The sequence below is a fragment of the Streptomyces ferrugineus genome, from assembly GCF_015160855.1.
Taxonomy (GTDB): domain Bacteria; phylum Actinomycetota; class Actinomycetes; order Streptomycetales; family Streptomycetaceae; genus Streptomyces; species Streptomyces ferrugineus.
On record NZ_CP063373.1, the window covers coordinates 1320567 to 1344794 of the forward strand.

Annotated in this window: 12 protein-coding genes; 7 read left to right on the forward strand and 5 right to left on the reverse strand. The window is 70.2% G+C overall.

Annotation, left to right across the window (positions count from 1 at the left end; all coding sequences use genetic code 11):
* Positions 1 to 10 precede the first annotated feature (10 nt).
* From IM697_RS45390 to yicI, 3 genes are all read right to left on the reverse strand, one after another.
* Positions 11 to 145, reverse strand: coding sequence for a hypothetical protein (locus IM697_RS45390; protein WP_265582704.1), 135 nt, complete (start codon positions 143 to 145; stop codon positions 11 to 13).
* A 146-nt stretch (positions 146 to 291) separates the two neighbouring features.
* Positions 292 to 1302: a LacI family DNA-binding transcriptional regulator gene (locus tag IM697_RS06195; protein WP_194045464.1), complete on the reverse strand. Its 1011-nt coding sequence runs from the start codon at positions 1300 to 1302 to the stop codon at positions 292 to 294.
* The gene (yicI, locus tag IM697_RS06200; RefSeq protein ID WP_194045466.1) at positions 1302 to 3554 is read right to left on the reverse strand and encodes an alpha-xylosidase; all 2253 of its coding nucleotides are present in this window, start codon (positions 3552 to 3554) and stop codon (positions 1302 to 1304) included. Before yicI ends, IM697_RS06195 begins: the two co-directional genes overlap by 1 nt.
* A gap of 126 nt (positions 3555 to 3680) precedes the next feature.
* Between yicI and IM697_RS06205 the strand changes: the two genes are divergently transcribed.
* Positions 3681 to 5066 (forward strand): cytochrome P450, encoded by a 1386-nt coding sequence (locus IM697_RS06205; RefSeq protein ID WP_194045468.1) that lies wholly within the window; start codon positions 3681 to 3683, stop codon positions 5064 to 5066.
* On the opposite strand, the gene IM697_RS06210 is transcribed toward IM697_RS06205, so the two are convergent.
* Positions 5053 to 6366, reverse strand: coding sequence for an MFS transporter (locus tag IM697_RS06210; protein ID WP_194045471.1), 1314 nt, complete (start codon positions 6364 to 6366; stop codon positions 5053 to 5055). The two genes, IM697_RS06205 and IM697_RS06210, sit on opposite strands and share 14 nt — an antisense overlap.
* 146 nt (positions 6367 to 6512) lie before the next feature.
* Here IM697_RS06210 and IM697_RS06215 point away from each other — a divergent pair, with 146 nt between their 5' ends.
* The 5 genes from IM697_RS06215 (at position 6513) to IM697_RS06235 (ending at position 12828) form a co-directional block, all read left to right on the forward strand.
* Positions 6513 to 7088 (forward strand): dihydrofolate reductase family protein, encoded by a 576-nt coding sequence (locus IM697_RS06215; RefSeq protein ID WP_194045473.1) that lies wholly within the window; start codon positions 6513 to 6515, stop codon positions 7086 to 7088.
* A 17-nt stretch (positions 7089 to 7105) separates the two neighbouring features.
* The gene (locus IM697_RS06220; RefSeq protein ID WP_194045475.1) at positions 7106 to 8074 is read left to right on the forward strand and encodes a LysR family transcriptional regulator; all 969 of its coding nucleotides are present in this window, start codon (positions 7106 to 7108) and stop codon (positions 8072 to 8074) included.
* Positions 8075 to 8372: 298 nt separating this feature from the next.
* Complete coding sequence (locus tag IM697_RS06225) at positions 8373 to 9437, forward strand: hypothetical protein (protein ID WP_194045477.1); 1065 nt, start codon at positions 8373 to 8375, stop codon at positions 9435 to 9437.
* Complete coding sequence (locus IM697_RS06230; RefSeq protein ID WP_194045479.1) at positions 9437 to 11635, forward strand: bifunctional polysaccharide deacetylase/glycosyltransferase family 2 protein; 2199 nt, start codon at positions 9437 to 9439, stop codon at positions 11633 to 11635. Before IM697_RS06225 ends, IM697_RS06230 begins: the two co-directional genes overlap by 1 nt.
* The gene (locus tag IM697_RS06235; RefSeq protein WP_194045481.1) at positions 11632 to 12828 is read left to right on the forward strand and encodes an acyltransferase family protein; all 1197 of its coding nucleotides are present in this window, start codon (positions 11632 to 11634) and stop codon (positions 12826 to 12828) included. Before IM697_RS06230 ends, IM697_RS06235 begins: the two co-directional genes overlap by 4 nt.
* Before the next feature lie 47 nt (positions 12829 to 12875).
* Here the strand turns inward: IM697_RS06235 and IM697_RS06240 are convergent, their stop codons facing one another.
* Positions 12876 to 16358, reverse strand: coding sequence for a DNRLRE domain-containing protein (locus IM697_RS06240; RefSeq protein WP_194045483.1), 3483 nt, complete (start codon positions 16356 to 16358; stop codon positions 12876 to 12878).
* Positions 16359 to 16883: 525 nt separating this feature from the next.
* Between IM697_RS06240 and IM697_RS06245 the strand changes: the two genes are divergently transcribed.
* Positions 16884 to 24149, forward strand: coding sequence for a polymorphic toxin-type HINT domain-containing protein (locus IM697_RS06245; RefSeq protein WP_228044527.1), 7266 nt, complete (start codon positions 16884 to 16886; stop codon positions 24147 to 24149).
* Positions 24150 to 24228 lie beyond the last annotated feature (79 nt).

Sequence of the window (24228 nt, forward strand, 5' to 3'; positions counted from 1 at the left end):
GCATGTGCCGTCACGAGGAGCGGAAACCGACTCTCGTCATGCGGCTGATCCGGCTCTTGCCGGAGGGGGCTGCGAAGCACGCGAGGAGGTGGCTGCTCTGGTGGCTGACCAGGTAGTCGGATATCCCCACACGGATTGGGGACATCCGACACGCTCCTGTCGAGCTTGGGCATCCGCCTGGGAAAAGCATCCCGCTCGGAGTGACCGCTCCGAGCGGAGCCCAGCACGGCGCCCGCCCTCGCCCCAAGTACAGCACACCAACCCCCCACCCAGCACCCGATCACCCACACTTCACGCCCCCGCCCGCCGCCCCGTACTCCCCCTCTCCGTCAACCTCGGCGCCAGCAGAGTCACCCCCGGCACCCCCTCCCCGCCCAGCTTCCCCACCAGCAGTTCCACCGCCCGCGCCGCCACCTCCGCGGCCGGCAGCGCGACGGACGTCACCGGCACCCGCACCGACTCGGCCAGCTCATCCGGGCAAATCGCGGTGACCGACAGATCGACCGGCACCCGCAGCCCCAGCCCCTCGAAGGCGTCGATCAGGGGCTCCAGGATCGCCTCGTTGTGGACGACGAGCCCCGTCAATCCAGGGTGCTCCCGCAGCAGTTGCCCGGCGACCGCATGTGCCGCCGCGGGCGACGCCTCGCACGGATGTACGGCGGAGGTGAGCCGCTCCCGATCGGCGGCCGTCGTGAAGCCCCGCACCACCCGCTGGGCGAACGCCGTCCCCCGTACGTACACCTCCGGCGGCGACCCCACCAGCGCCACCACCCGGTGCCCGAGCCGCACCAGATGCTCCACGCACCGCTCGCCCGCCGCCTCGAAGTCGAGGTCGACGCAGGTCAGACCCGCCGGATCCGCAGGGAAGCCGATCAGCACCGACGGCCGGTCCAGGCTGCGCAGCAGGGGCAGCCGCGGATCGTGCAACTGCACGTCCATCACGATCAGCCCGTCCGCCGACGCCGTCTCCGTGATTCGCCGCAGCCCCTCCTCGCTCTCCTCCTGGGTCAGCAGCAGCACGTCATGGCCGTGGCGCCGGGCGGTCGTCACCACCGACACCGCGAACCGCATCGCCACCCGTACGTCGATGCCGGCCCGCAACGGCACCACCAGCGCCAGCACGTTCGACATGCGGCCGGTCGGCGTGCGGGCGCCGGCGTGCGGGCGGTAGCCCAGGGTGCGGATGGACTCCGCCACGCGGCGCCGGGTCTCCTCGGAGATCGGGCGCTTGCCGCTCAGCGCGTACGACACCGTGCTGGGGGAGACCCCGGCGTGCCGCGCCACATCCGTGATCCTCACCATCAGGCCGGCTCCAATGTCAGCAGCCCCGTCCCGGCCGCCGCCCGCACCTCCCGGTCACCCGCCGCCAGCCCCCAGGGCCCGGCCGGGTCACTGCACGAGGCCCGCAGCGCGTCCCCTTCGCGTACGACCGTGAAGGCCACCTCCCCGACCCGCACCACCCGCCGCTCGCCCCGCTCCAGCCCGAACACCCGCAGGGTCACCCCGTCGGCGTGCTCGTAGTCGGGCCGGTCGGCCACCGCTCCCACCGGGATCACCGCACCCGGCCGGACCAGCAGCGGCACGCTGCGGAAGCCGTGCCGCTCGCGCACCCAGCGCGGGCCGGTCACCGTCCGTCCGGTCAGATAGTGGGTCCAGGTGCCCTCGGGGACGTAGTAGGTCACCTCCCCCTCGTCGCTGAAGACGGGCGCCACCAGCAGGTCGGGGCCGAGCATGTACTGCCGCTCCAGATGCGCGCACCCGGGGTCGTCCGGGAACTCGAGGACCATCGCCCGCATCATCGGCACGCCCTCGGCGTGGGCGGTGCGGGCCGCCTCGTACAGATAGGGCATCAGGCGCAGCTTCAGCCGGGTGAAGTGGCGGGCCACGTCCACCGACTCCTCGTCGATCAGCCAGGGGACGCGGTACGACGACGATCCGTGCAGCCGGCTGTGGGACGACAGCAGGCCGAAGGCCAGCCAGCGTTTGAAGAGCGCCGGCGACGGGGTGCCCTCGAAGCCGCCGATGTCATGGCTCCAGTACCCGAAGCCCGACAGGCCGAGCGACAGACCTCCCCGCAGGGACTCCGCCATCGACTCGTACGTCGCCTCGCAGTCGCCGCCCCAGTGGACCGGGAACCTCTGACTGCCCGTCGTCGCCGAGCGGCCGAAGACCACCGCCTCCTGCTCGCCGCGGTGCTTGCGCAGCACATCGAAGACGGTGCGGTTGTAGAGGTAGGTGTAGTAGTTGTGCATCCGCTCCGGGTCGGAGCCGTCGGACCAGGTCACATCGAGCGGCACCCGCTCGCCGAAGTCGGTCTTGAAGCAGTCGACGCCCTGGGCGAGCAGCGCCTCCAGCTTCGCCGCGTACCAGTCGCGGGCGGCGGGGGAGGTGAAGTCGACCAGGGCCATGCCGGGTTGCCACATGTCCCACTGCCAGACGCCGCCGTCCGGCCGTCTCAGCAGATGACCCAGCGCCCGGCCCTCCGCGAACAGCGGTGAGCGTTGGGCGATGTAGGGGTTGATCCAGACGCTCACCCGCAGGCCCTTCGCCTTCAGCCGGGCCAGCATCCCCTCCGGGTCGGGGAACACCCGCGGGTCCCACCGGAAGTCGCACCAGTGGAACTCGCGCATCCAGAAGCAGTCGAAGTGGAAGACGGAGAGGGGGAGTTCGCGCTCCCGCATGCCGTCCACGAAGGACGTCACCGTCTCCTCGTCGTACGACGTCGTGAAGGACGTCGACAGCCACAGGCCGAAGGACCAGGCGGGCGGCAGGGCGGGGCGGCCGGTCAGGGCCGTGTACCTGCGCAGGATGTCCTTCGGGGTCGGGCCGTGGATGACGTAGTACGTCAACTCCTGTGTCTCCGCGCTGAACTGCGCCCTCGACACCACCTCCGAGGCCACCTCGAAGGAGACCTTGCCCGGGTGGTCCACGAAGACGCCGTAGCCCGCGTCCGTCAGGAAGAACGGCACGTTCTTGTACGCCTGCTCGCTGCAGGTGCCGCCGTCGGACTGCCAGACGTCGACGACCTGCCCGTTCCTGACCAGCGGGCCGAAGCGCTCGCCGAGGCCGTACACGGAGGTGCCGACCCGCAGGTCGAGCTGCTCGCGCAGATAGTGCGCCCCGGTGGCGTCCCGCATGATGCCCATGCTCTTCGGGCCGCTGGCGGTGAGGGTGCGGCCGCCGGCGAGGAAGTCGACCTGCCAGGGGCCGGTGCGCGCGAACCGGACCGACAGCGCGCCCGAGGTGAGGGTCACGTGCTCGTCGTCGGACGAGATCCGGGGGTCGGTCCCCGCCGACTCGGCGAGCTCGAACTCGGGGCCGCGCGGGGCCCCTCCCGCGAAGTGCGTCAGGGTCAGGCCGATGACGTCGGGCATCGGCGTGTGCGCCCTGATCGTCACGACCGGTCCCGTCATCAGGTCGCCCCGCGAGCGGATCGGCCGGGTCGGAGCATGGATCTCCAGGGCGCCGTCCTGCTCGATGACGTCGAGGACCTCGGCGGGGTGGGCCGCGGTGACGCCCTCGCGCAACAACCAGTAGCCGTCGGTGAACTTCATGTGGGGTCCTTATGGGAGGTCCCTGTGGGGGTGTCGAAGTGGGGCGGGCTGTCGAAGCGCTTCGACGGGCGAAGGTATGTGCGACCCAGGGGTGAGTCAATGGGGCGGGGCGGGAAGGGGGGAGCCATGACAACGACGACGACGGCCGCCCAGGCGCCGATCGTGACGGGGAGCCCGCTGCTCGGATCGATGAGCGACCTGCTGAACGACCCCCTCGCCGCATATCTGCGGGCCCGCCGCGACCACGGCGACGTGGTGCGCTTCCGGGCCGGTCCGCCGGGACTGCGGTCCGACCTCTACGCGGTGTTCTCGGCCGAGGGCGCACAGCAGGTGCTGGCGACCCGGGCCGCCGACTTCCGCAAGGACAACGTCTTCTACGAGGAACTGCGCCAGTCGGTCGGCAACGGACTGCTCACCAGCCAGGACGAGACCTACCTCCGCCAACGACGGCTGATCCAGCCGCTGTTCACCCGGCAGCGGGTCAACGGCTATGCGTCCCAGGTGGGGACGGAGGCGGCCGCGCTGGCCGCCGCGTGGCGTGCGGCCTCGGAGGGGCCCGAAGCGGGCGGGGCCGTTGAACTCGTCGGCGAGATGCACCGGTTCGCGCTTCTCGTCATCGGCCGCATCCTGTTCGGGACGGATGTGAAGAAGGCGTTCGAGGTGATCGAGCGCACCATGCCGCCGCTCCAGGAGTACTCCCTCAAGCGCGGTTTCTCCCCGCTCAGGACGCCGCGCACCTGGCCCACCCCCGCCAACCGCCGCGCCGCCCGCCTCCAGTCGGAGCTGTTCGCGCTGTGCGACGCGATCATCGACAGCCGCCGGGACCGCGACGACCGGGACGACCTGGTCACCCTCCTCGTGCACGCCGAGAGCGCCGAGGACGGCAGCCTCGACGCCGACGAACTGCGCGAGCAGGTACTGATCTTCCTGCTCGCCGGCCACGAGACCACCGCCACCGCACTCGCCTTCGCCCTGCACCTCCTCGCCCGGCACCCCGAGGAACAGCGCCGCGTCCAGGACGAGGTGGACCGGGTGCTCGGCGGGCCCGGCGGGCGGGCGCCCACGGCCGCGGACATGGTGGAGCTGCCGTATCTGACGATGGTGGTCAAGGAGGCGATGCGGCTGTATCCGTCCGCGCCCGTGGTCGGCCGCCGTGTCGTCGCTGACGCGGAGATAGCGGGGATACGGATACCTGCCGGCGCCGATGTCCTCGTCAGCCCCTGGGTCACTCAGCGTCACCCCGACTACTGGCCGGATGCGGAGCGCTTCGACCCCACGCGCTTCACGCCGGAGGCGGAGGCGGGGCGGCCGCGGTACGCGTGGTTTCCCTTCGGGGGCGGGCCGCGGGCCTGCATAGGGCAGCATCTGTCCATGCTGGAGTCGGTGCTCGGGCTGGCGGTGCTGCTGCGGGAGTTCACGTTCGAGGACGCGGGGGTGGGGGAGGTGCCGCTGGGGGCGGGGGTGACGCTGATGGCGAAGGGGCCGGCGTGGGCCCGGATCACGACCCGCTAGACATTGACTCAGCCCCGCGACCCTGACGGGGCGCTGCTGCGAGGGAGATGAGCAGCGCCGCCGCCGCTGCCGTGACCGGTACTCCGAAACCGGCCGCCGACGTGACGTGCTCCACCACCCACCCTCCCACCGCGCTGCCGCCCGCGATGCCCCCCAGCAACGCCGTCACCGCGAGGGTCATGCCCTCGTTGAGGCGGCCCTCCGGGGTGCGCCGCTGGACCAGGGTCATATTGGTGATCATGGTCGGGGCGGTGGCCATCCCGGCGATCAGCAGGGCGGCGGCCAGCAGTGCGAGCGAACCGGTGAGGGTCGCGGCGAGCAGGGGCAGCGTCAGCAGCGCGGTCATCGCGGCGATGCACCAGGGGTAGCGGTCCTCGGCCCGGCCGGTGAACCCGATCCGGCCGTACAGCAGGCCCGCCGCACAGGACCCGGCCGCCTGGAGCGCGAGCACCGCACCGGCCGCCGTACGGTGCCCCGTCGCGTCGGCGAACGCGAGCGTGACGACCTCCGTGGACCCGAACACGGCACCCATGGCGAGGCAGACGGCGAGCAGCGGGAGGGTGCCGGGGGCGCGCAGCGGTGCCGGTGCGGCCGTGTCGGCCGTACGGCCCCGGGGCGGTGGCTCCGTCGACCGCTGGGCCGCGAAGGCCAGTACGCCCGTCACCAGCAGGACCACCCCGACCAGCGTGCCCGCCTCCGGGAAGAACGTCCCGCACAGGAAGGCCGCGAGCACCGGGCCCAGCATGAAGCACAGTTCGTCGGCGGCCTGCTCGAAGGAGTTGGCGGTGTGCAGGGAATCGGCGTCGCCGTCGAGCAGATGAGCCCAGCGGGCGCGGGACATGCCGCCGGTGTTGGGGGTGGTCGCGGTGGCGGCGTACGCGGCGAACAGGGTCCAGGCCGGGGCGTCGTAGCGCACGCACAGCAGCAGCGCGAGGCTGCCCAGTGCCGCGAAGAGCGTGGCGGGTACGGCGACGCGGGCCTGGCCGTACCGGTCGACGAGCCGTGCGGTCCAGGGGGCGACCAGCGCGGTCGCCGCGAGGCCGGTCGCGGTGACGGCGCCGGCGAGGGCGTACGACCCCCGGGTGCCGGCGATCATCACGATCGCGCTCACGCTGAACATGCCCATCGGCAGGCGGGCGATCAGGTTCGCGAGGCTGAAGGCCCGGGTGCCGGGGCGGGCGAAGAGCCGGCGGTACGGGCCGGGCGGGCGGTGCCGCCGCCGGGGGCCGAGGTCGACGGCGATGAGGGTGTCGGCGGTGACGGTGAGCAGGGGAGGTCGCTTGGTGGGCTGTTGCGGCATGGATCCACCGTCGCCGGAAGGCGATCAAGGAGTCCAACACCTGTTCGGAGCGGATTCACGCATCCGGGTTGTCAATGCGGGCGATGAGTTTCGCAGGCGTGCCGGGTCTATGGATGTGAGGTCGCCGAGCACTGGAGGAGAACGACATGACCGCCACCTACACCTTCGACGTCTTCACCAGCCTCGACGGCTACGGCGCCGCCGGCGGCGACTGGACCGGCTACTGGGGCAAGCAGGGCCCCGAACTGCTCGACCGGCGCCTCGCGCTGTACGGCGCGGAGCAGCGCATGGTCTTCGGGGCCAACACGTTCCGGGCGTTCCAGCGGATGCTGGCCTCGAGCACCGAGGAGTCCGACGTGCGTGACCCATGGGTCACCCGGATGAGGAACCTGCCGACAACGGTGGTGTCGACGACGCTTCAGGGCCCTCTGGAGTGGCCGGACGCGACGGTCGTGAGCGGTGACGCCGTCGACGTCGTCGCCCGGCTCAAGGAGGAGTCCGGGGTGCCGTTGCGCTCGCACGGCTGCCTGTCGATGAACCGGGCGCTGATGGCCGCTGGCCTGGTCGACCTCGTGCAGGTGACGCTCTTCCCCGTCATCACCGGTCGGACCGGGCTGGACCCGGTCTTCCGTGGCGCGCCCGACTTCGATCTGGAGCTGCTCGAGAGCCGGACTCTCGACGGTCGTATCCAGGAGCTCATCTACCGGCCCACCCTCCACTGAGCCAGTAGATTCGCCGCATGCCGGACCGCCACCTCGACCCCAGACTCCTGCGCTCCTTCCTCGCCGTCGCGGAGGAACTGCACTTCACGCGCGCCGCGGCCCGGCTGTACGTCGCCCAGCAGGCGCTCAGCCGGGACGTACGGCGGCTGGAGGGGGAGTTGGGCGCCGAACTGTTCATACGGACGACCCGGCAGGTCACCCTCACGCCCGACGGTGAGCGGCTGGTGCCGTACGTCCGCCGGGCCCTCCAGGCGCAGGACGACCTGCTCGCCGCGTTCGGTCAGGCCCGCGCCCTGCTGGTGGACCTCAACTCCCCGGGTCTGGCGACCCCGCGCCGGGTGCTGCGGCGGGCCCGTGAACTCGCCCCCGAGCACGAGCTGATGGCCCGCTACGAGAGCGGTCTGACGGGTGCGGCCGCCGACCTGGTCGCGGGACGGCTGGACGCGTCCTTCGGCCGGTTCGCGGGGCTGGACCCGGCGCTGCGGGCGGGCCTCGACCATCAGCCGGTGCGTTTCGAGCCAATGGCCATCCTGCTGCCCGAGGACCATCCGCTGGCCGAAAGGCAGCGGGTGCCGCTGGCCGCGCTGGCCGGCGAGACCGTCTACGCCGGAGCCGGAAACCCCCGTACACCGGAGTGGACCGACCTCGCGCACCGGTTGTTCGAGGGACGGGGCATCGAGGTCGACGCGCCCGCTCCGCTCGCCGTGGGTGACGAGGAGTTCCAGCGGATCATGGCCAAGACACGCACTCCGGTCCTCGTCGTCATCGACTTTCCGGCCATGCCCCGGACCGTGGTGCGCCCCTTGATCGATCCCGTGCCCCTGTCGCCCGTGTCGCTGGTGTGGAGAAAGGGGCTGGTGCACCCCGCATTCGACGCCCTTCGACGGGCTGCGGCCGAGCTGGCGGCCGAGGAGGGGTGGCTGTGCAGACCCCCGGACGGTTGGATTCCGGCCATTGATTCGGCCACCATGAGTCCGCGCAATTGACACGCGGCAACCACAGAACCTCCGCGTGCGCTACATTCTTGGCCTGAGCACGTTGTGGTAAAGGGGGGCGCTCGGCCGGGTGGGGGCTCGGTACGGCGACGGGTGCTCAGTGTCGTACGCGCACCCAGAACGGTCCCGTGGGGGGATGTGCGTGCGCGTGAAGAAGTGGCGAGAAGACGCCCAACCGGAGTGGCCCGATGTCGCATCGGGGCCCGAGTCCGGCGGCGGTGCTTGCGTGGGGAACCCGGGGGCTGACACCCAGGCGTTCCCGGCGACCGGGAGGACCGAGGTGACCGGTATGCCCGGCCCGGGCCGTCGTTCCCGGTCCGAGGCGGAGGAGACGGAGGTCCTCCGCGGTGGCGGGCGCGGAGGCGGACGCGGTGGCGGGCACGCCTCCTCGGACGCCGACGAGACCGCGGTGCTTCCGGCGGTCGACGGGTCGACGGGGACACGGCGGCCCGCTCCCGGTACGAGAGCCGACGTCTGGTCGGCGTTCGAGCGTCCGTCGGCCCGCAGAAGCGACGGGCCCTCCCCGGCGCCCGGCGAGACGCGCCGCGCCCCCGCGGTCCTCGACCCGTGGAGCGAACCGGAGGAGCCCGCGGCCGCGCAGCCCGGCGCGGCAGCCGCGTCCGGCGCGACCCACGACCCGCACGAGGTCACCGTGCAGCTCGACGCCGTCGGTCTGCAGCGGGACAACATGCTGCACGCGGCCCAGGACGGTCCGGGCGGCGGCGAGGGCTCCGACGGGCCGGTGTTCGTCGACGAGTCGGGCCGCCGCAGCCGCCGCTTCCGCCGCTTCGGCATGGCGGTCGGCCTGGCCTGCGCGGTCTACGCCGTCGTCATCGTCGCCACCGTGCTCTCCGGCAACTCCGACGCGCCCTGGCTGCCCGTCGAGGGCCCGCAGGAGAAGCCGGCCGGCAAGGTCGACACCTCGCCGCTGCCCGCCGAGTCGGCACCGCAGCCCTCCGCCACCGGCAGCGTCTCCCCGGGGACCTCGCCGACGGCGAGCACGGGCACGATCCCGTCCCCGGACGCGACCGTCTCCGCGCCCGGCGCGTCGCCCACCGCCGAGAACCCCGGCGCCTCGGCCGACCCGAAGCCGAGCCCCACGAAGCCCACCGTCGACCCGGGCACGGACCCGACCCAGGACCCCGACCCGCCCACCCAGCCGGCCACCGGCGACCCCGACCCGAGCCCGACGGACGGCGGCGGCACCACCCAGGAGCCGACCGATCCCGCGACGACCGAGGAGCCCGCAGCCGGGCCGGTCGCGAACGGCCCGAGCGACCCCACCCCCCTCGCACAGGAGGCGGACCCCGCCGCCTCCTCGTCCGCCGCCCCGTCCCCGGAGTACATCCTCTGATGGCATCCCGCACCCGCCGTCACGGGCCCGCGACCGGAGCCCCCGACGGCTCCCGGCGCCGCCGTGTGCCCATGCGCCTGTTGTTGCCCTCGCTCCTCCTCGTCGCGTTGATGGCGATGCTGATGCTGCGGGGGTACGTCCACAGCGAGATCCTGGCCGACTACCGCGTGCGGCCCGCAGCGGCCAACGACAAGGTGCCGCAGGAGATCCTCAAGGGCGGCCCGGTCATCGACACCCGCAGCGGCCGCGCCGGCACGCTCCGGGTGCCGGACACCAGTGTCGTCCTCACCTTCGACGACGGGCCCGACCCCGAGTGGACGCCGAAGGTGCTCGACGCCCTGAAGCGCAACGACGCGCACGCCGTCTTCTTCATCACCGGCACGATGGCCTCCCGCTACCCGGACCTCGTCAAGCGCATGGTGGACGAGGGCCACGAGATCGGTCTGCACACCTTCAACCACCCGGACCTCTCCTACCAGTCCAAGAAGCGCATCGACTGGGAGCTCTCCCAGAACCAGCTCGCGCTCGCGGGCTCCGTGGGCATCCGCAGCTCCCTGTTCCGGCCGCCGTACTCGTCCAAGTCCGAGAACATGGACAACAACTCCTGGCCGGTGACCGAGTACATCGGCAGACGCGGCTACATCACCATCGTCAACGACACCGACAGCGAGGACTGGCGCAAGCCGGGCGTCGAGCAGATCATCCGCAACTCCACCCCCAAGCCCGGCAAGGGCGCGATCGTCCTGATGCACGACTCCGGCGGCGACCGGCACCAGACGGTTCAGGCCCTGGACACCCTGATCCCCCAACTCCAGCGGCAGGGCTACGAGTTCCAGAACCTCACCGAGGCGCTGAACGCCCCGAGCGCGCACACCCCGGTCACCGGCCTCGACCTGTGGAAGGGCAAGGCCTGGATCTTCCTGGTCGACGCCTCCGACAACATCACCGCGGTGCTGGTCGTCGGCCTCGCGGCCATCGGCTTCCTCGTCTTCGGCCGCTTCGGACTGATGCTGCTGCTGTCCGGCGTCCACACCCGCCGCACCCGCCGCCGGGGCTTCACCTGGGGCCCGAACGCGCCGGTCACCGAACCGGTGTCGGTGCTGGTCCCGGCGTACAACGAGGCCAAGTGCATCGAGAACACCGTGCGGTCCCTGATGCGCAGCGAACACCCCGTCGAGGTCATCGTCATCGACGACGGCTCCAGCGACGGCACGGCCCGTCTCGTGGAGGGCCTGGGGCTGCCGAACGTACGGGTGGTCCGACAGCTCAACGCGGGCAAGCCGGCGGCGTTGAACCGCGGACTGGCCAACGCCCGGCACGACCTGATCGTGATGATGGACGGCGACACGGTCTTCGAGCCGTCCACGGTCCGCGAACTCGTCCAGCCCTTCGCCGATCCGCGCGTCGGCGCGGTCGCGGGCAACGCCAAGGTCGGCAACAAGGACACCCTCATCGGCGCCTGGCAGCACATCGAGTACGTGATGGGCTTCAACCTGGACCGCCGTATGTACGACGTCCTCCAGTGCATGCCGACCATCCCGGGCGCGGTCGGCGCGTTCCGCCGCTCGGCGCTGGAACGGGTCGGCGGCATGAGCGACGACACGCTCGCCGAGGACACCGACATCACGATGGCGATCCACCGCGACGGCTGGCGCGTGGTGTACGCCGAGAAGGCCCGGGCCTGGACCGAGGCACCCGAATCCGTCCAGCAGCTCTGGTCGCAGCGCTACCGCTGGTCGTACGGCACCATGCAGGCGATCTGGAAGCACCGTCGCGCCCTGGTGGACCGGGGCCCGTCGGGCCGCTTCGGCAGGGTCGGCCTGCCTCTGGTGTCCCTCTTCATGGTCCTCGCCCCGCTCCTGGCCCCGCTGATTGACGTCTTCCTCATCTACGGACTGGTCTTCGGCCCCACGGAGAAGACGATCCTGGCCTGGTTCGGCGTCCTCGCCATCCAGGCGGCCTGCGCGGCCTACGCCTTCATCCTGGACCGCGAGCCACTGACCCCGCTGATCTCGCTCCCGCTCCAGCAGATCCTCTACCGCCAGCTCATGTACGTCGTCCTGCTCCAGTCCTGGATCACGGCCCTCACCGGCGGCCGCCTGCGCTGGCAGAAGCTGCGGCGCAAGGGCGGGGTGTCCGCCCCGCCGACCGTACCGACGCAGCGGCGGCCGGTCATGGACGAGAGGCCGGTCCGATGAACCCTCCCGCCACGGCATCCACCTTGCCGTCCGACCCGGCCAGTCAGGAGCAGCCCGCCCGACCGGCACCGGCCCGCGACCGCTACTTCGACCTCCTGCGCGCCCTCGCCCTCTTCCGCGTGGTCCTCTACCACCTGACGGGCTGGGCCTGGCTGCCCCTGCTCTTCCCCTCCATGGGCGTGATGTTCGCCCTTGCCGGCAACCTCATGGCCCGCTCCCTGAAACGCCCGGCGGTGCAGGTCATCAGGGGCCGCGTCCGCCGCCTCCTGCCCCCGCTGTGGCTCCTGGGAGTGGTCGGGGTCACCGGCATGGTGATCCAGGGCTGGGGCCCGGACGCGGAGGGCCATCCCGGCTGGTGGTGGATCCACCTGGCCTACTGGATCGTCCCGTTGAGCGATCCGCCGTACGCCGAGGGACTCCCCGGCATCCACGGCTTCGTCGGCGAGAACTGGGCCGCGGACCTGGCCGGACCGCTCTGGTACATCCGCGCCTACCTCTGGTACGTCCTTCTCTCGCCCTTCCTGCTGAAGGCCCTGCGCGCGATGCCGCTGGCGACGATCCTCGCGCCGCTCGCCCTGTCGCTGGCCTTCGAGCAGGGCTGGATCATCCTCCCGGGCGAGCGGTTCCCGTCGGCGCTGACGGACTTCAGCACCTTCGGCGCCTGCTGGATCCTCGGCATGGCCCACCAGGAGGGCGTCCTGCGGCGACTCCCGCGGTACGTCGTGCCCTCGGTGGCCCCGATCTTCGCCCTGGTCGGTCTCTGGTACGCCCTGAACCACGACTTCTCCACGGACCACGACCTGGACACCATGCCCCTGGCCCAGGCCCTCTGGTCCTTCGGCACGGTCCTGTTGCTGCTGCACGTCAGCCCGTCGTGGTCGCAGTGGCCCCGTCGGCTGCGCCGCTGGGACAAGGTGATCACGCTGCTCAACTCCCGTGCGGTGACGATCTATCTCTGGCACAACATCTGCATCCTCATCGCTGCCACGATGTGGGACCGGCTCTGGGGCATCGACGTGATGTGGATGCACTTCTCCTGGCTGCTGGAGAGCCCATGGCCGGTGCTGGCCTTCACCTGGGTCCTCATCTGCAGCTGCGTCGTCTGGTTCGGCTGGGCGGAGGACCTGGCGGCGAGGAGAAAGCCGCAGCTGTGGCCGGACGGCGGACGAAAGCGGCGCACCCACGCCCGCTAGCGCGAAGGCCGCCGGCGCCGTGCACCGGCGGCCTTCGCCCATCCGCGTCATCCGATCGCGATGCGTGTCCTCCAGTAACTCGCCGGACCGACGATCTCCTTGCCGGACCCCGGCACGACGCCGGTCCTGCCGCCCGCGTAGAGCCGCACGGATCCGTCGGACCGCACGCCCCAGATGTCGGGCACGGCGTCCGCGTCCCCATCGACGCTGGGGGTGCCCATCAGCAGCGGGAAGTTGCTGACGGCCCAGCCCGAGGCACCGTATTCGCTGTCCGCGCCCCCGGCCGAACTTCCGGCATTGCCCAGGGAGGCGAGGCTCACACCCCCTCCGGACGCGGCGATGCCCTTGCGGAGCAGCAGCCTGCCCGAGACGTCGGACCGGTAGACGAGGTCGGTGACGCCGTCGCCGCTGACGTCCAGCGCGGTGACGATGTCCCGGCTGGTCCAGCCCGAGGTCCACAGCCGGGTCGCCTGGTCGATGGTGGCTCCGTGGTAACCGGTGAACACCCACAACTCGTCGCCGATGGTGGCGAAGAAGTCGGCCCGCCCGTCCCCGGTGGCGTCGCCCGCCGACACGAACTGGGTCAGGTCGGCGGGGTCGGGGGCGCCGTCGGGGAGAAGGATCTCGCGGCGCTTGTCGATGTTGACGGCGCCGTAGCCGTCGCCGGGGTACACCCACAACTTGCTCCCGAGGCGGACGACCAGGTCCTGAAGGCCGTCGCCGCCGTAGATGTCGCCGTTGTGCGTGATCAGGGCGCCCTTGAAGTGGCCACTGGGCGCGGCCACGTAGGCGGGCAGATCGTCGCCGTTGGGGTCCTTCGCGGGGTTGCCCCGGTAGGCGCCGGGCATCGAGTAGTCCAGGTCGCCGCTGCCCTTGGAGAGGTCGGTGGTGGCCTGCGAGGGATACATGGCCAGGTTGCCGGCCCCGGTGACCACCATCATGTCGGGAAGCTTGTCGCCGGTGAAGTCGCCGGGCGCGTCGGCCTGGTCCCGGGGCGTGACATAGAAGAAGTACTTCGTGGCCTGCGAGGGGTTGCCCGCACTGTCCACGGCTCTGACGTAGAGCACGTTGGGCCCGGCCGTCGGCGGTCTGGCGTTGGAGACGGTGGCACTGACGCTGGTGGCCGTGCCGGCGGTGCGGGTGACGCTGCCGGTGTAGCTGGGCGAGTTGAATCCGTACTCGTAGCGCACGACGTCGCTGTTGAGCGCGCGGAACGTGAACGCCCCGGGTGTGCCGAACTTCTTGGTGGACCAGTTGGCGTCCTCGGCGTCGTTGCCGAAGCCGTTCTCACTGCCGTCGGCGTTGGGGAAGTCGGTGGAGCTGACCTTGGGCGGCCTGGGCGCGGTGGTGTCCAGGACGAAGCGGCACGGCGTCCTGGCCGGTGCGTAGCTCGAACTGGAACCGGTGTCGTCGACGGCGCGCACCCGCCAGGAGTAGAGGGTGCCGTTGGTCAGCTTGCTGGTGGAGAAGCCCGCTGTCGTGCGCAGCGCGGTGTTCTTGTCACCGCCGACGGAGACCTTGCCGGTGGAGCCCAGCAGATCGCCCGTCGTCGCCCACTTGCCGTGCGGCCACAGGTCGAAGTCGAGGTAGTCGAGATTGCTGTCCCGGTCGGACCCCCGCGCGGTGAACGTCAGGTTCCCCGAGCCCATGCGGACGTACGGCTCGGTGGTGGTGCACTTGGCGTCCGGGCCGAGGTCGAGCGACTTGGAGTCGATGGTCGGCTTGCGGTTGTAAACCAGCTCCAGCACCGGTGCGTGGTCGCCGTTCGCCTGGAACTTCTTCCACGCGTACTGCGAGTGCTCGTCCCGTGCCCGCAGGCCGAACGTGATCGTGCCCTTGCCCTCGTCGGCCCGCTTCTGCGCGGCCCTGCGTACGTCGAACGTCTCGTAGGCGTCCCTGCAGCCGGACTTGTAGCCGTGGGCGAAGCTCTTGGTCGCGAACTTGTTGCCGTCGTGCAGTTTGGGCGCGTTCCTCCAGTTGGTCTTGCCGTTGACCGGGCCGGTCAGGTGCACGCTCATGGCACGTGCGCTGCACGACCAGGAGTACGTCTCCAGCATGCGCAGCTTCGCACTTGTGATCTTCGCGCCCTTGAGGTCCTTGTCGAAGGCGATGTTGAAGTACGAGCGCGAGGTACCCCAGGTGTCCGACTCGAAGCCCACCCGGGCCTCGTGCGTACCGCCCTTGTTGAAGCCCTTGCCGTTGTAGAAGGTGGCGTTGGGGTGACGGCTGTAGGCGGTGGTCCAGTTCTGCGTGTGTTTCTTCACCGACGGGTCGATGAAGACCGGATACGTGGTGGCCGGGTCGTCGAGGAAGCCCGGGTCGGGGGTGAGTGTCCAGCTCGCCGCCGCCAGGCTGGGCTCGACCAGCTCGCCGCGCGAGTCGGGCGAGGGCCCGTCGAGTCCGGGAAGGCTCAGCGTGGCCGCCGAGCCGGTCTGCGAGGGTGCGGGTGTCGGCTCGGCCGGGGCGGACGGCAGCGGGGACTCGGACACCGAGGGCTCGGGACCGTCGGTGGCCGCCGGAAGGGTCTCGGGGGCGGTGTCCGCCTGCTCGTCGGTCTCGATGAACTCCTCGGTGGGGCTCGGGCTCTCGCTCGGTCCGTCGGTGACCGACTCGGCCGGCTCCGGGCTCTCCGACGTGGTCGGCTGGGCGCTGGCGCCGACCGATCCGTCGGTGACGGCCGGCTGGCCGCTGCTGTCCCACATCAGCGGGGTCGGCGACATCGCGACCTCGTTGGCGAAGACGTCCTCGGCGGTGAGGACGCCCGTGACCGGATCCAGCCGGAAGTTCAGCGTCGCGGAGGTGATGCCGTACGAGATCTCCCGCGCCCGCGGATCGGCCGCGGCCTGCCGGTTCTTCAGGACCAGGAGCTGGGCGAACCCGTCGTCGTCGGCCGTCAGCACCAGGTCGGCGCCCGGGAAGATCTCGGGGTACAGGGCGCGCGAGCCGTCGATGATCGGGGCGGGGACCGTGCCCGGCCAGGTCAGCTGGATGTCATGGCCGTCGACGGTCAGGGTGCCCAGAGGGCTTGCGGTCTCCTCGGCGGCGCTCTTCAGCCCCTTCACCAGCGAGACCCGGCGCACGGTGGAGCGCGAGGCCCGCTGTTCTCCGTCGCGCGATCCGGAGCCGGCCGAGAACACGATCCGCGTGTTCGTGGCCCGGGGCTCCCAACCGGCCTTCGTGCGGTGGAGGTCGAAGTCGATGTCCCTCCACTCGCCGCCCACCTTGGCTCGAACCGGCGACGAGTACAGCTTCTTGGCCAGCAGACCGTCGGGCCGTGCCCACGTGCTGGAGCGCTCGGTGCGCAGCGCCGTGACCTCGACGGACTTGCCGGTCTTCGCCGCCCGCGCGATCGCGGCGGCCTCGGCGACGGGCTTCGTCCTCGCTTCTCGGCCTGACCCGTCGCGTGAACCCGTTTCGTCCAGACCGAGGCCGATGAAGGCGATGCCGGTGGCGGCGAGCGCCGCGGTCAGTACGGCGGCGGTGGTCCTACGTCCGGGCACACGGCGCCAGTTGCGCGTCTTGCGCGTCATCGGGCGAGCTCCCCTTCCCCCCTTGGAACCGGCGCGCGACAGGGCGCGGCCGGGCGAGCAGATGATGACCCATGAGCGGCCTGCCGTCACCCTTCGCATGCGGGGGACGGAACTGAGTCGATCAACCGTGAGGGCCGTAAGGATGGTTGGACGTGCAGATCCGCAACTCGGCGGCGCGGCCATGTGCTTGGGGTCAAAACATGGCGAACCATCCCCCAAGTTCCCTGAATCCAGTGCCGTTTGCCGGCAGAAGCGATCAATTGGGCGAATGATCGCGAAGCGGTTGGGACGTCCGTTGGCTCGGGAAGAGTCCCGATCGATCCTCACGTACCGCAATGAGGCGTTACGCACCGTGATGGTCATCACATCCACACGGCTGATCTAGCGGAACTCCACAAGGCCGTCACAAAATCTGCGCGATACGCCATCACGCGTGGTCCGATCCTGGTCCCGCCTCAAGTGGTCCGGGGGGACCTCGTCGTGTTCGGTCGCTCTTCGCATGTCCGTCGCCGTCGTCTGCGTCGTGTGCGCAGCGCCGTCGTACCCGCCCTCGGCGCCGCTCTGCTGGCGGGCCTCCTGCCCGCGCAGTCGCTGGCGCTGCCGCCCGACCCGGCGGTCGCGGAGAAGGGCCGCGAGACGCTGGACCTGGAGACTCTCGACCAGGACGAGCCTGTCGCCGGCGAGACCTTCGAGCGGGACCTGGAGACCCTGAAGGTCGAGGTCCCCGAGGACCGGCAAGCGGCTCCTGCCGGCACGGCCACGGCTCCGGTCGCCGACTCCGGGACGGTCAGCTTCGGCTCGACGGCGTCGACCACGAGCCAGGCCGCGGCACGCGTGGGCACGACCGCCCAGCAGGTCGCCCTGACCCCCGTCGACGACCTCCCGGTCAGCCTCGGGCAGGCCCCGGACCAGCCGGCCCCCACCGGCACCTGGTCCGTCCAGGTCTTCGACCGCGCCGCGACCGTCGCCCAAGGCGTCGACGGCGCCGTCGTCAAGGTCCAGGCACCGGACACCGGCTCGGTTCCGGTCTCGGTCAAGCTCGACTACGCCGAGTTCAAGAACCTCTACGGCGCCGACTGGGCCTCCCGCCTGCGCTTCGTCCAGTTCCCCGAGTGCTACCTGACCACGCCGGACAACGAGGCGTGCCAGGTGTACGAGGAACTGGAGACGACCAACGACACCAAGGCCCAGTCGATCACGGCGACGGTCGACACGGCGGCGGACGGGACGATCACCCCCGCCGCCTCGGCGAGCACCACCGAGTCCGACGGCCCGTCGATCGTCCAGGCGGCATTCCGCACCTCGGCCACTCCCGTCGCGGCGGCCGGTGACACGGCCGTCATCGGCGCGGTCGACTCCGGCGGCGGCGCGGGCGGCACCTTCAAGGCCACGCCCCTGGCCTCCAACGGCAAGTGGCAGGTGGGCGGGGCGTCGGGCGCGTTCACCTGGTCGTACCCGCTGACGATGCCGGCGGCTCCGGCCGGCCCGGTGCCCAGCGTCTCCTTCAGCTACAACTCTCAGACGGTGGACGGCCGTGTCGCGGTGTCCTCTCCCCAGTCCTCCTGGATCGGAGAGGGCTGGGACTACGACCCCGGTCACATCGAGCGCCGCTACCGCACCTGTCAGGACGACCGCAAGGCGCTGAAGTCCGGCACGCCCAACAACACGGCCAAGAAGGACAAGACGTCCGACCTGTGCTGGGTGTCGTACAACGCGGTGATGTCGCTCGGCGGCCGGAGTGTGGAGCTGGTGCGGGACGCGCCGGCTGGCAGCGACCCAGAGACCGACACCGAGATCTACCGCCCCCAGAGCGACGACGGAAGCCGCGTGGAGCGCCGGACGGGTGGCACCAACGGCGACAACAACGGCGAGTACTGGATCGTCACGACCCGGGACGGCACCAAGTACTACTTCGGTCTCAACCAGGTGGGCGGCGGCCACGCCGACACGGACTCCGTCTCAGTCGTCCCCGTCTTCGGCAACCACCCCGAAGAGCCCTGCCACGCCACCGCCTTCGCCGACTCCCGCTGCGGTGCCGGCAAGAAGCAGGCGTGGCGTTGGGGCCTCGACAAGGTCGTCGACGTGCACGGCAACACGATGGTCGTCAACTGGAAGCAGGAGACGAACCACTACGCCGTCAAGAAGAAGTTCACGTCCCCGGAGCAGTACGACCGTTACGCCTACCCGCGGTCCGTCGAGTACGGCATGCGCTCGGACCTGACCAAGCCGTCCGCCACGGTCGAGTTCGGTGTCAAGCAGCGCTGCCTGAAGTCGGAGACGGCCTGCGACCCCGCCAACTTCGCCAAGACCGACGACCCGGGCGCATACCGCTCCTGGTGGGACACGCCCGGCAACCTCAACTGCAAGTCCACGTCGAAGCTGTGTCCGGCCTTCCCCTCCTTCTGGACGCAGATGCGTCTGGACACGGTGACGACGAAGGCCGCCCGCGCCGGCCGGACCGGCCTCGGCAAGGTCGACACGTACCAGCTCCACCAGTCCTTCCCCGAGGACTGGTACGACACGGCTCCCGGCCTGTGGCTCAACTCGATCACCCGTCGTGGGTTCGCCCCCGGCGACACCACCGGCACCCTCCAGCACAAGGACGGTGTCAGCTTCGCGGAGTACTCGGTCGGCTCCACGTCCCCCCTGCGCGGCCGTCTCAAGGACCGCCAGCTGCCGAATCTCGTGCCGAGCGGTCCGAACGACCAGCGCCCCGCGTTCACCCGCCCGCGCATCGGCGCGGTCGCCACGGAGTACGGCGGTGACATCGAGGTCGAGTACAAGGGCGGCTGCGCCACCGAGCCGTCCGAGGACAAGGGCGAGCGGAACGGCACCTGTTACCCCGTCCGCTGGTCGCCCGACGGCGACGAGAAGACACCTGCGAAGTCCTGGTTCAACAAGTACGTCGTGCACTCCGTGACCGAGACCGACAAGGTCACCTCCCACGGCAAGCCCGTCCACACGACGTACAAGTACACCGATCCCGCCTGGGCCAAGAGCGACGACGAGTTCACCCGCCCGTCCCTGCGCACGTACAGCGTGTGGCGCGGCTATCGCCAGGTGGCCGTCGCCAAGGGCAGCAGAACCAGCAACCAGCCGAACATCCCGCAGGGCCAGTCGTACTCCGAGACCCGGTACTTCCTGGGAGTGGGCGGCGCGGTCAAGGACTCCACGGGCACGTACACGCTGCTCGCCGACGACGCACCGCAGTACGCGGGCATGACGGCGGAGAGCATCACCTACCGGGACGCCGACAAGCGGATCCACAAGCGCACGCTCAACTACCCCTGGTCGAAGCAGACCGCGTCCCGCTCGCGGGAGGCCGAGAACGGCACGGAGATGGAGCCGCTGCTCGCGCACCGCAGCGGGACCGAGCGTACGGAGGAGATCCAGCCGGTCGGCGGCAGCTGGCGGGCCGTCCGGACACTGACGACGGTCGACGACGCACACGGCCTGCCGATCCAGGTGGAGACCGCCGTGGTCAAGCCGAACGGCAGCACCGGTGAGACCCTCTCCGAACAGACCTGCACCAAGACGTCGTATGTGCACAACACGTCCGCATGGCTGATCGGCCTGCCGAAGGAGCAGCGCAGTACGGGCACGTCCTGTGCGGCCCATGACACGGCGGACCCGGCGACGAAGCTCATCAAGGCGGTGCGGAACAGCTACGACGGCTCGGGGTACGGCGAGACGCCGACGAAGGGGCTGGTCACCTCGGCTGCTGGGGTCAACGGCGCGGGAACCTCCTACTCGATCGTCACCAGGACCACGTACGACCCACTGGGCCGCGTCCGCACCGTCACCAAGCCGGACGCCGGCACCACGGAGACGCAGTACACGCCTGCGGACACGGGCGGGCCGGTCACCTCGCTGAAGACGATCAACGCCAAGGGCCACGCCGTCACAACGACCTTCGACCCGGGGCGCGGCCTGGCACTGACGGTCTCCGACGCCAACGGCCGGGTCACGCGCAACGAGTACGACGCCCTCGGCCGCCTGGTGAAGGGCTGGTCGCCGTCCCGTTCCTCGGGCGGCAAGTCCCCGGACGTGGAGATCGCGTACCAGGCGGCGGTGGCCACCCCCGCCGGGACCAGGCCCGCCGCCGTCACCGTGAAGACGCTGAAGGACGACGGTACCCACAGCCGTCAGGTGGCGATCTACGACGGCCTGATGCGCCAGGTCCAGGCCCAGTCCGAGGCGCACGGCCCCGGCCGGATCATCACCGACACGAGGTACGACGACCATGGCCTGGTCGCCGAGCAGACGAGCGGCTACCTCGCGAAGGGCGAGCCGACGGCCGAGTTGTTCGCGCCGAGATCGAACGCACTGATCCCGAGCCGGGTCCAGTACATCCATGACGGTCTGGAACGGCCGTCGATCCAGCTGACGTACCACGGCGACACGTACAGGGCCGATCACCTCTCGTACACCTTCTACGACGACACCAGCGCCTTCACGGACCCGGCGGGTTCGACCGCCCCTCAGACGCGCACGTACACCGACGCGCTGGGCCGGGTCACCGCGATCCGCCACTACAAGGACAACGCCGCCAAGACCAACTGGGAATCCGCCACCGCCGAGAACAGCGGCCGCAAGACGACATACGAGTACGACGCCCGCGGCTACCGCACGAAGGTCACCGACCCGGCAGGCAACACCTGGACCTACACCTACGACGCCAGGGGCCGTGTGACGTCGAGCACCGACCCGGACACCGGCAGGACGGAGACCTGGTACGACGACGCCGACCGCCCGGTCAAGGCGACGGACGCCAAGTCGCGGACGACGTACACGAACTACGACGAGCTCGGCCGGATCACGTTCGTCCGTGAGGGCTCGGCAACCGCCGCCCCGGTCAAGTCGTTCACGTACGACAGCCTGCCGGGCGCGCTGGGCCGGCCGGTCGCCTCGACCCGGCACACGTCGGGCGGCGACTACGTCAACCGGGTCACCGGCTACGACACCGACTACCGGCCCACGGGCAGTGAGACGATGATCCCGTCGAACCCGCTGACAGCGGGCCTGGCGGGCACATACACGTACGCGTACACCTACACCCAGACCGGTAAGCCGCAGTCGGCCACCCTGCCCGCCGTGGGCGGACTGGCGAAGGAGAAGGTCGTCACCCGCTACAACGGTGACGGCCTGGCCGAGTCGACCTCGGGCCTCGCCTGGTACACGTCCGACGCCACCTACTCGCCGTACGGCGAGGTTCTGCGGACAGTGTCCAGCTCCCAGCCCTACCGGGTCTGGACCACCAACTTCGTCGACCCGCACACCGGCCGCCTCCAGCGCACGGTCACCGACCGCGAGACCTCCGGACCGCACCGCATCACCGACAGCTACTACTCGTACGACCCGTCCGGCACCATCACGTCGAACGCCCGCAAGCTGTCGGCGGCTTCGGGTACCACGTGGGACACCCAGTGCTTCACCTACGACGTGATGGGCGAGCTGGTCAACGCCTGGACGTCGAACATCACCCCGGCCGGCAACGCCACCGGCTGCAAGGCGTCGAACGGCACGACGTGGGGCTATCGCACAGACTCCCGGAACTCCTCCGGCCCCGTGGCCCATGCCCCGGACACCGCGAGCGACAAGTCGAGCCCGGACGCCTCCCTGTCATCGACCCTGGCGGCCACGGCTCCCGACGCGGAGACCGTCGCCACGGGAGCGACGGCGTACCGCCAGTCGTTCACCCACGACTGGCTGGGCAACCGCGCCACGCTGACGGAACACGACCCGGCGGACGCGACCAAGAACGTCACCCACACGTACGGCTACGGGACCACCGCGCAGCCGCACACGATGAAGTGGATCAGCTCCAACCCGTCGGGCAAGGGCAGCAGCTACACCTATGACGCCGTCGGGAACACCGAGGTCCGCAGCCTGTCCGCCACTACGCAGAACCTGACCTGGACGTCCGAGAACAAGCTCGACACGATCACGGACGACGGCAGGAAGACGACGTACGTCTACGACGCCGCGGGCAACCGCATCCTGGAGAACTCCCCGTCGGGCTCGACGCTCTACCTGGGCGAGAGCGAGGTGACGACCAACGCCACGGGCGCGGTCACCAAGGCGTCCCGCTCCTACACCCAGTCCGGCGCACCCACGGTGACCCGGACCACGAGCAACGGCGCGACGACGGGCCACAAGCTGAACGTTCTGCTCGCGGACCACCTGGGCACGGCGAACACAACCGTGGAAGCGTCGAGTGGCCAACCCGTCACCCGCCGCGAGTTCAAGCCGTACGGCGAGGCCCGGGGCGCCAAGCCGACCAACTGGCCCAACAAGCGCGGCTACCTGGGCGTGGGCATCGACGACGCGGCGACCGGCCTGACCCACATCGGCGCCCGCGAGTACGACCAGAACTCCGGCCGCTTCCTCTCCGCGGACCCGGTCATCGACTTCGCGGACCCGCTTCAGATGAACGGCTACGCGTACAGCAACAACAGTCCGGTCAGCGACAGCGACCCGACCGGACTCTGGTGCGACAGCTGCAACGACGGCAAGGGCTGGACCCGTCCCGATGGCGGTACCCAGGGCGACCCCAACGGCGGACTGAACCCCGACGGCACGGTGCGTGGTACGCCGCAGGCCTCGGGCGGCGGCGGGGGCGGGGGCGGCCATGTCTCCGTCGTCGTGGACCTCGGCGACGGCAAGCCCGCCCTGCCGCCGAAGAAGATCTACCAGGAGTACCAGAAGCAGCTTCCGAGCATCGGTCAGCTGCAGAGGAACAACGTCTACTTCAGCGATCTCAGCTATGAGCTGTTGGTCGAGCTCTATTTCCGGGAGCGATGCACCGCCGGCACCAGCGCGATCGACGAGTGCGGCGCGCTCCGCGATTTCTACGACGGCTGGAAGCACGTCGACAAGATCGACACGGTTGACACATGCCCGATATGCGGCAACGTGGGCTTCCAGTCGATCACGACCTACCTCGGCGCACGCGGGGTCGGAAAGCTGAAGTGGGGCTCCTCCTGCAAGTGCTTCCTGGCTGGCACGGACGTCCTCATGGCCGACGGCACCACCAAGGACATCGAGGACGTCGAAGTCGGCGACGAGGTCCTGGCCACTGACCCGGAAACCGGCGAGTCGGGGCCCAGGAGGGTCACCCGCCTGATCACCACCGAGGACGACAAGCACTTCAACGAGCTGTCCATCGCGACAGCGGATGGCATCGAGAAGCTGACGGCCACGCATGAGCACCCGTTCTGGTCCCCATCGGAGCGAGAGTGGGTCGAAGCGGGGGACCTTGGCCCGGGCATGACCCTGCTCACCGACGAGGGCGACACCGTCATCGTCACCGCGAACCGTCCCTTCACCAGGCATGCCCGCACGTACAACCTCACGGTTGACGATCTGCATACGTACTATGTGCTGGCGGGGGAGACGCCGGTTCTCGTTCACAACAGCAACGGATGTCCTACGGGTAAGGCGCCTGAAGCTCCTACCATCGACATCGGCAACTACCGGGGTAGGTTCCAGGCGTACCTGCACCGCAGCGGCATGAAGCGGCTGCCAGATGATTGGGATGCCCACCATGCCATCCCGCAGGAGTATCGAAACCATCCGGAGTTCGGTGACTTTGACTTCGATGCGCCATCCAACATGCGTGGAGTGCCCGGCAGTAGGATGAAGTCCCGTGGAGCCAACGTCCATCAAGAGATAACCAACCAATGGAAATGGTTCCATGACATGAACCCGAACCCCTCGCGAGCTCAAATAGAAGACTTCGCGGGGCAGATCGATAGGGGATATGGTGCCTATTTCTGGGCCGGACGTTGATAGCTGGATCGACGAAATGTTGCGCCTGGCCTCACGGTTCGTCGCAGGGTTCGAGGCCATGTATGGGTATCCGCCAGGT

Excerpts from the sequence above, each read along its gene's own strand:
- IM697_RS06205 (WP_194045468.1), top strand. The coding sequence starts at position 3,681 with ATGACAACGACGACGACGGCCGCCCAGGCGCCGATCGTGACGGGGAGC.
- IM697_RS06210 (WP_194045471.1), bottom strand. The coding sequence starts at position 6,366 with ATGCCGCAACAGCCCACCAAGCGACCTCCCCTGCTCACCGTCACCGCC.
- IM697_RS06235 (WP_194045481.1), top strand. The coding sequence starts at position 11,632 with ATGAACCCTCCCGCCACGGCATCCACCTTGCCGTCCGACCCGGCCAGT.
- yicI (WP_194045466.1), bottom strand. The coding sequence starts at position 3,554 with ATGAAGTTCACCGACGGCTACTGGTTGTTGCGCGAGGGCGTCACCGCG.
- IM697_RS06230 (WP_194045479.1), top strand. The coding sequence starts at position 9,437 with ATGGCATCCCGCACCCGCCGTCACGGGCCCGCGACCGGAGCCCCCGAC.
- IM697_RS06225 (WP_194045477.1), top strand. The coding sequence starts at position 8,373 with ATGCCCGGCCCGGGCCGTCGTTCCCGGTCCGAGGCGGAGGAGACGGAG.
- IM697_RS06195 (WP_194045464.1), bottom strand. The coding sequence starts at position 1,302 with ATGGTGAGGATCACGGATGTGGCGCGGCACGCCGGGGTCTCCCCCAGC.
- IM697_RS06215 (WP_194045473.1), top strand. The coding sequence starts at position 6,513 with ATGACCGCCACCTACACCTTCGACGTCTTCACCAGCCTCGACGGCTAC.
- IM697_RS06220 (WP_194045475.1), top strand. The coding sequence starts at position 7,106 with ATGCCGGACCGCCACCTCGACCCCAGACTCCTGCGCTCCTTCCTCGCC.
- IM697_RS45390 (WP_265582704.1), bottom strand. The coding sequence starts at position 145 with ATGTCCCCAATCCGTGTGGGGATATCCGACTACCTGGTCAGCCACCAG.
- IM697_RS06240 (WP_194045483.1), bottom strand. The coding sequence starts at position 16,358 with ATGACGCGCAAGACGCGCAACTGGCGCCGTGTGCCCGGACGTAGGACC.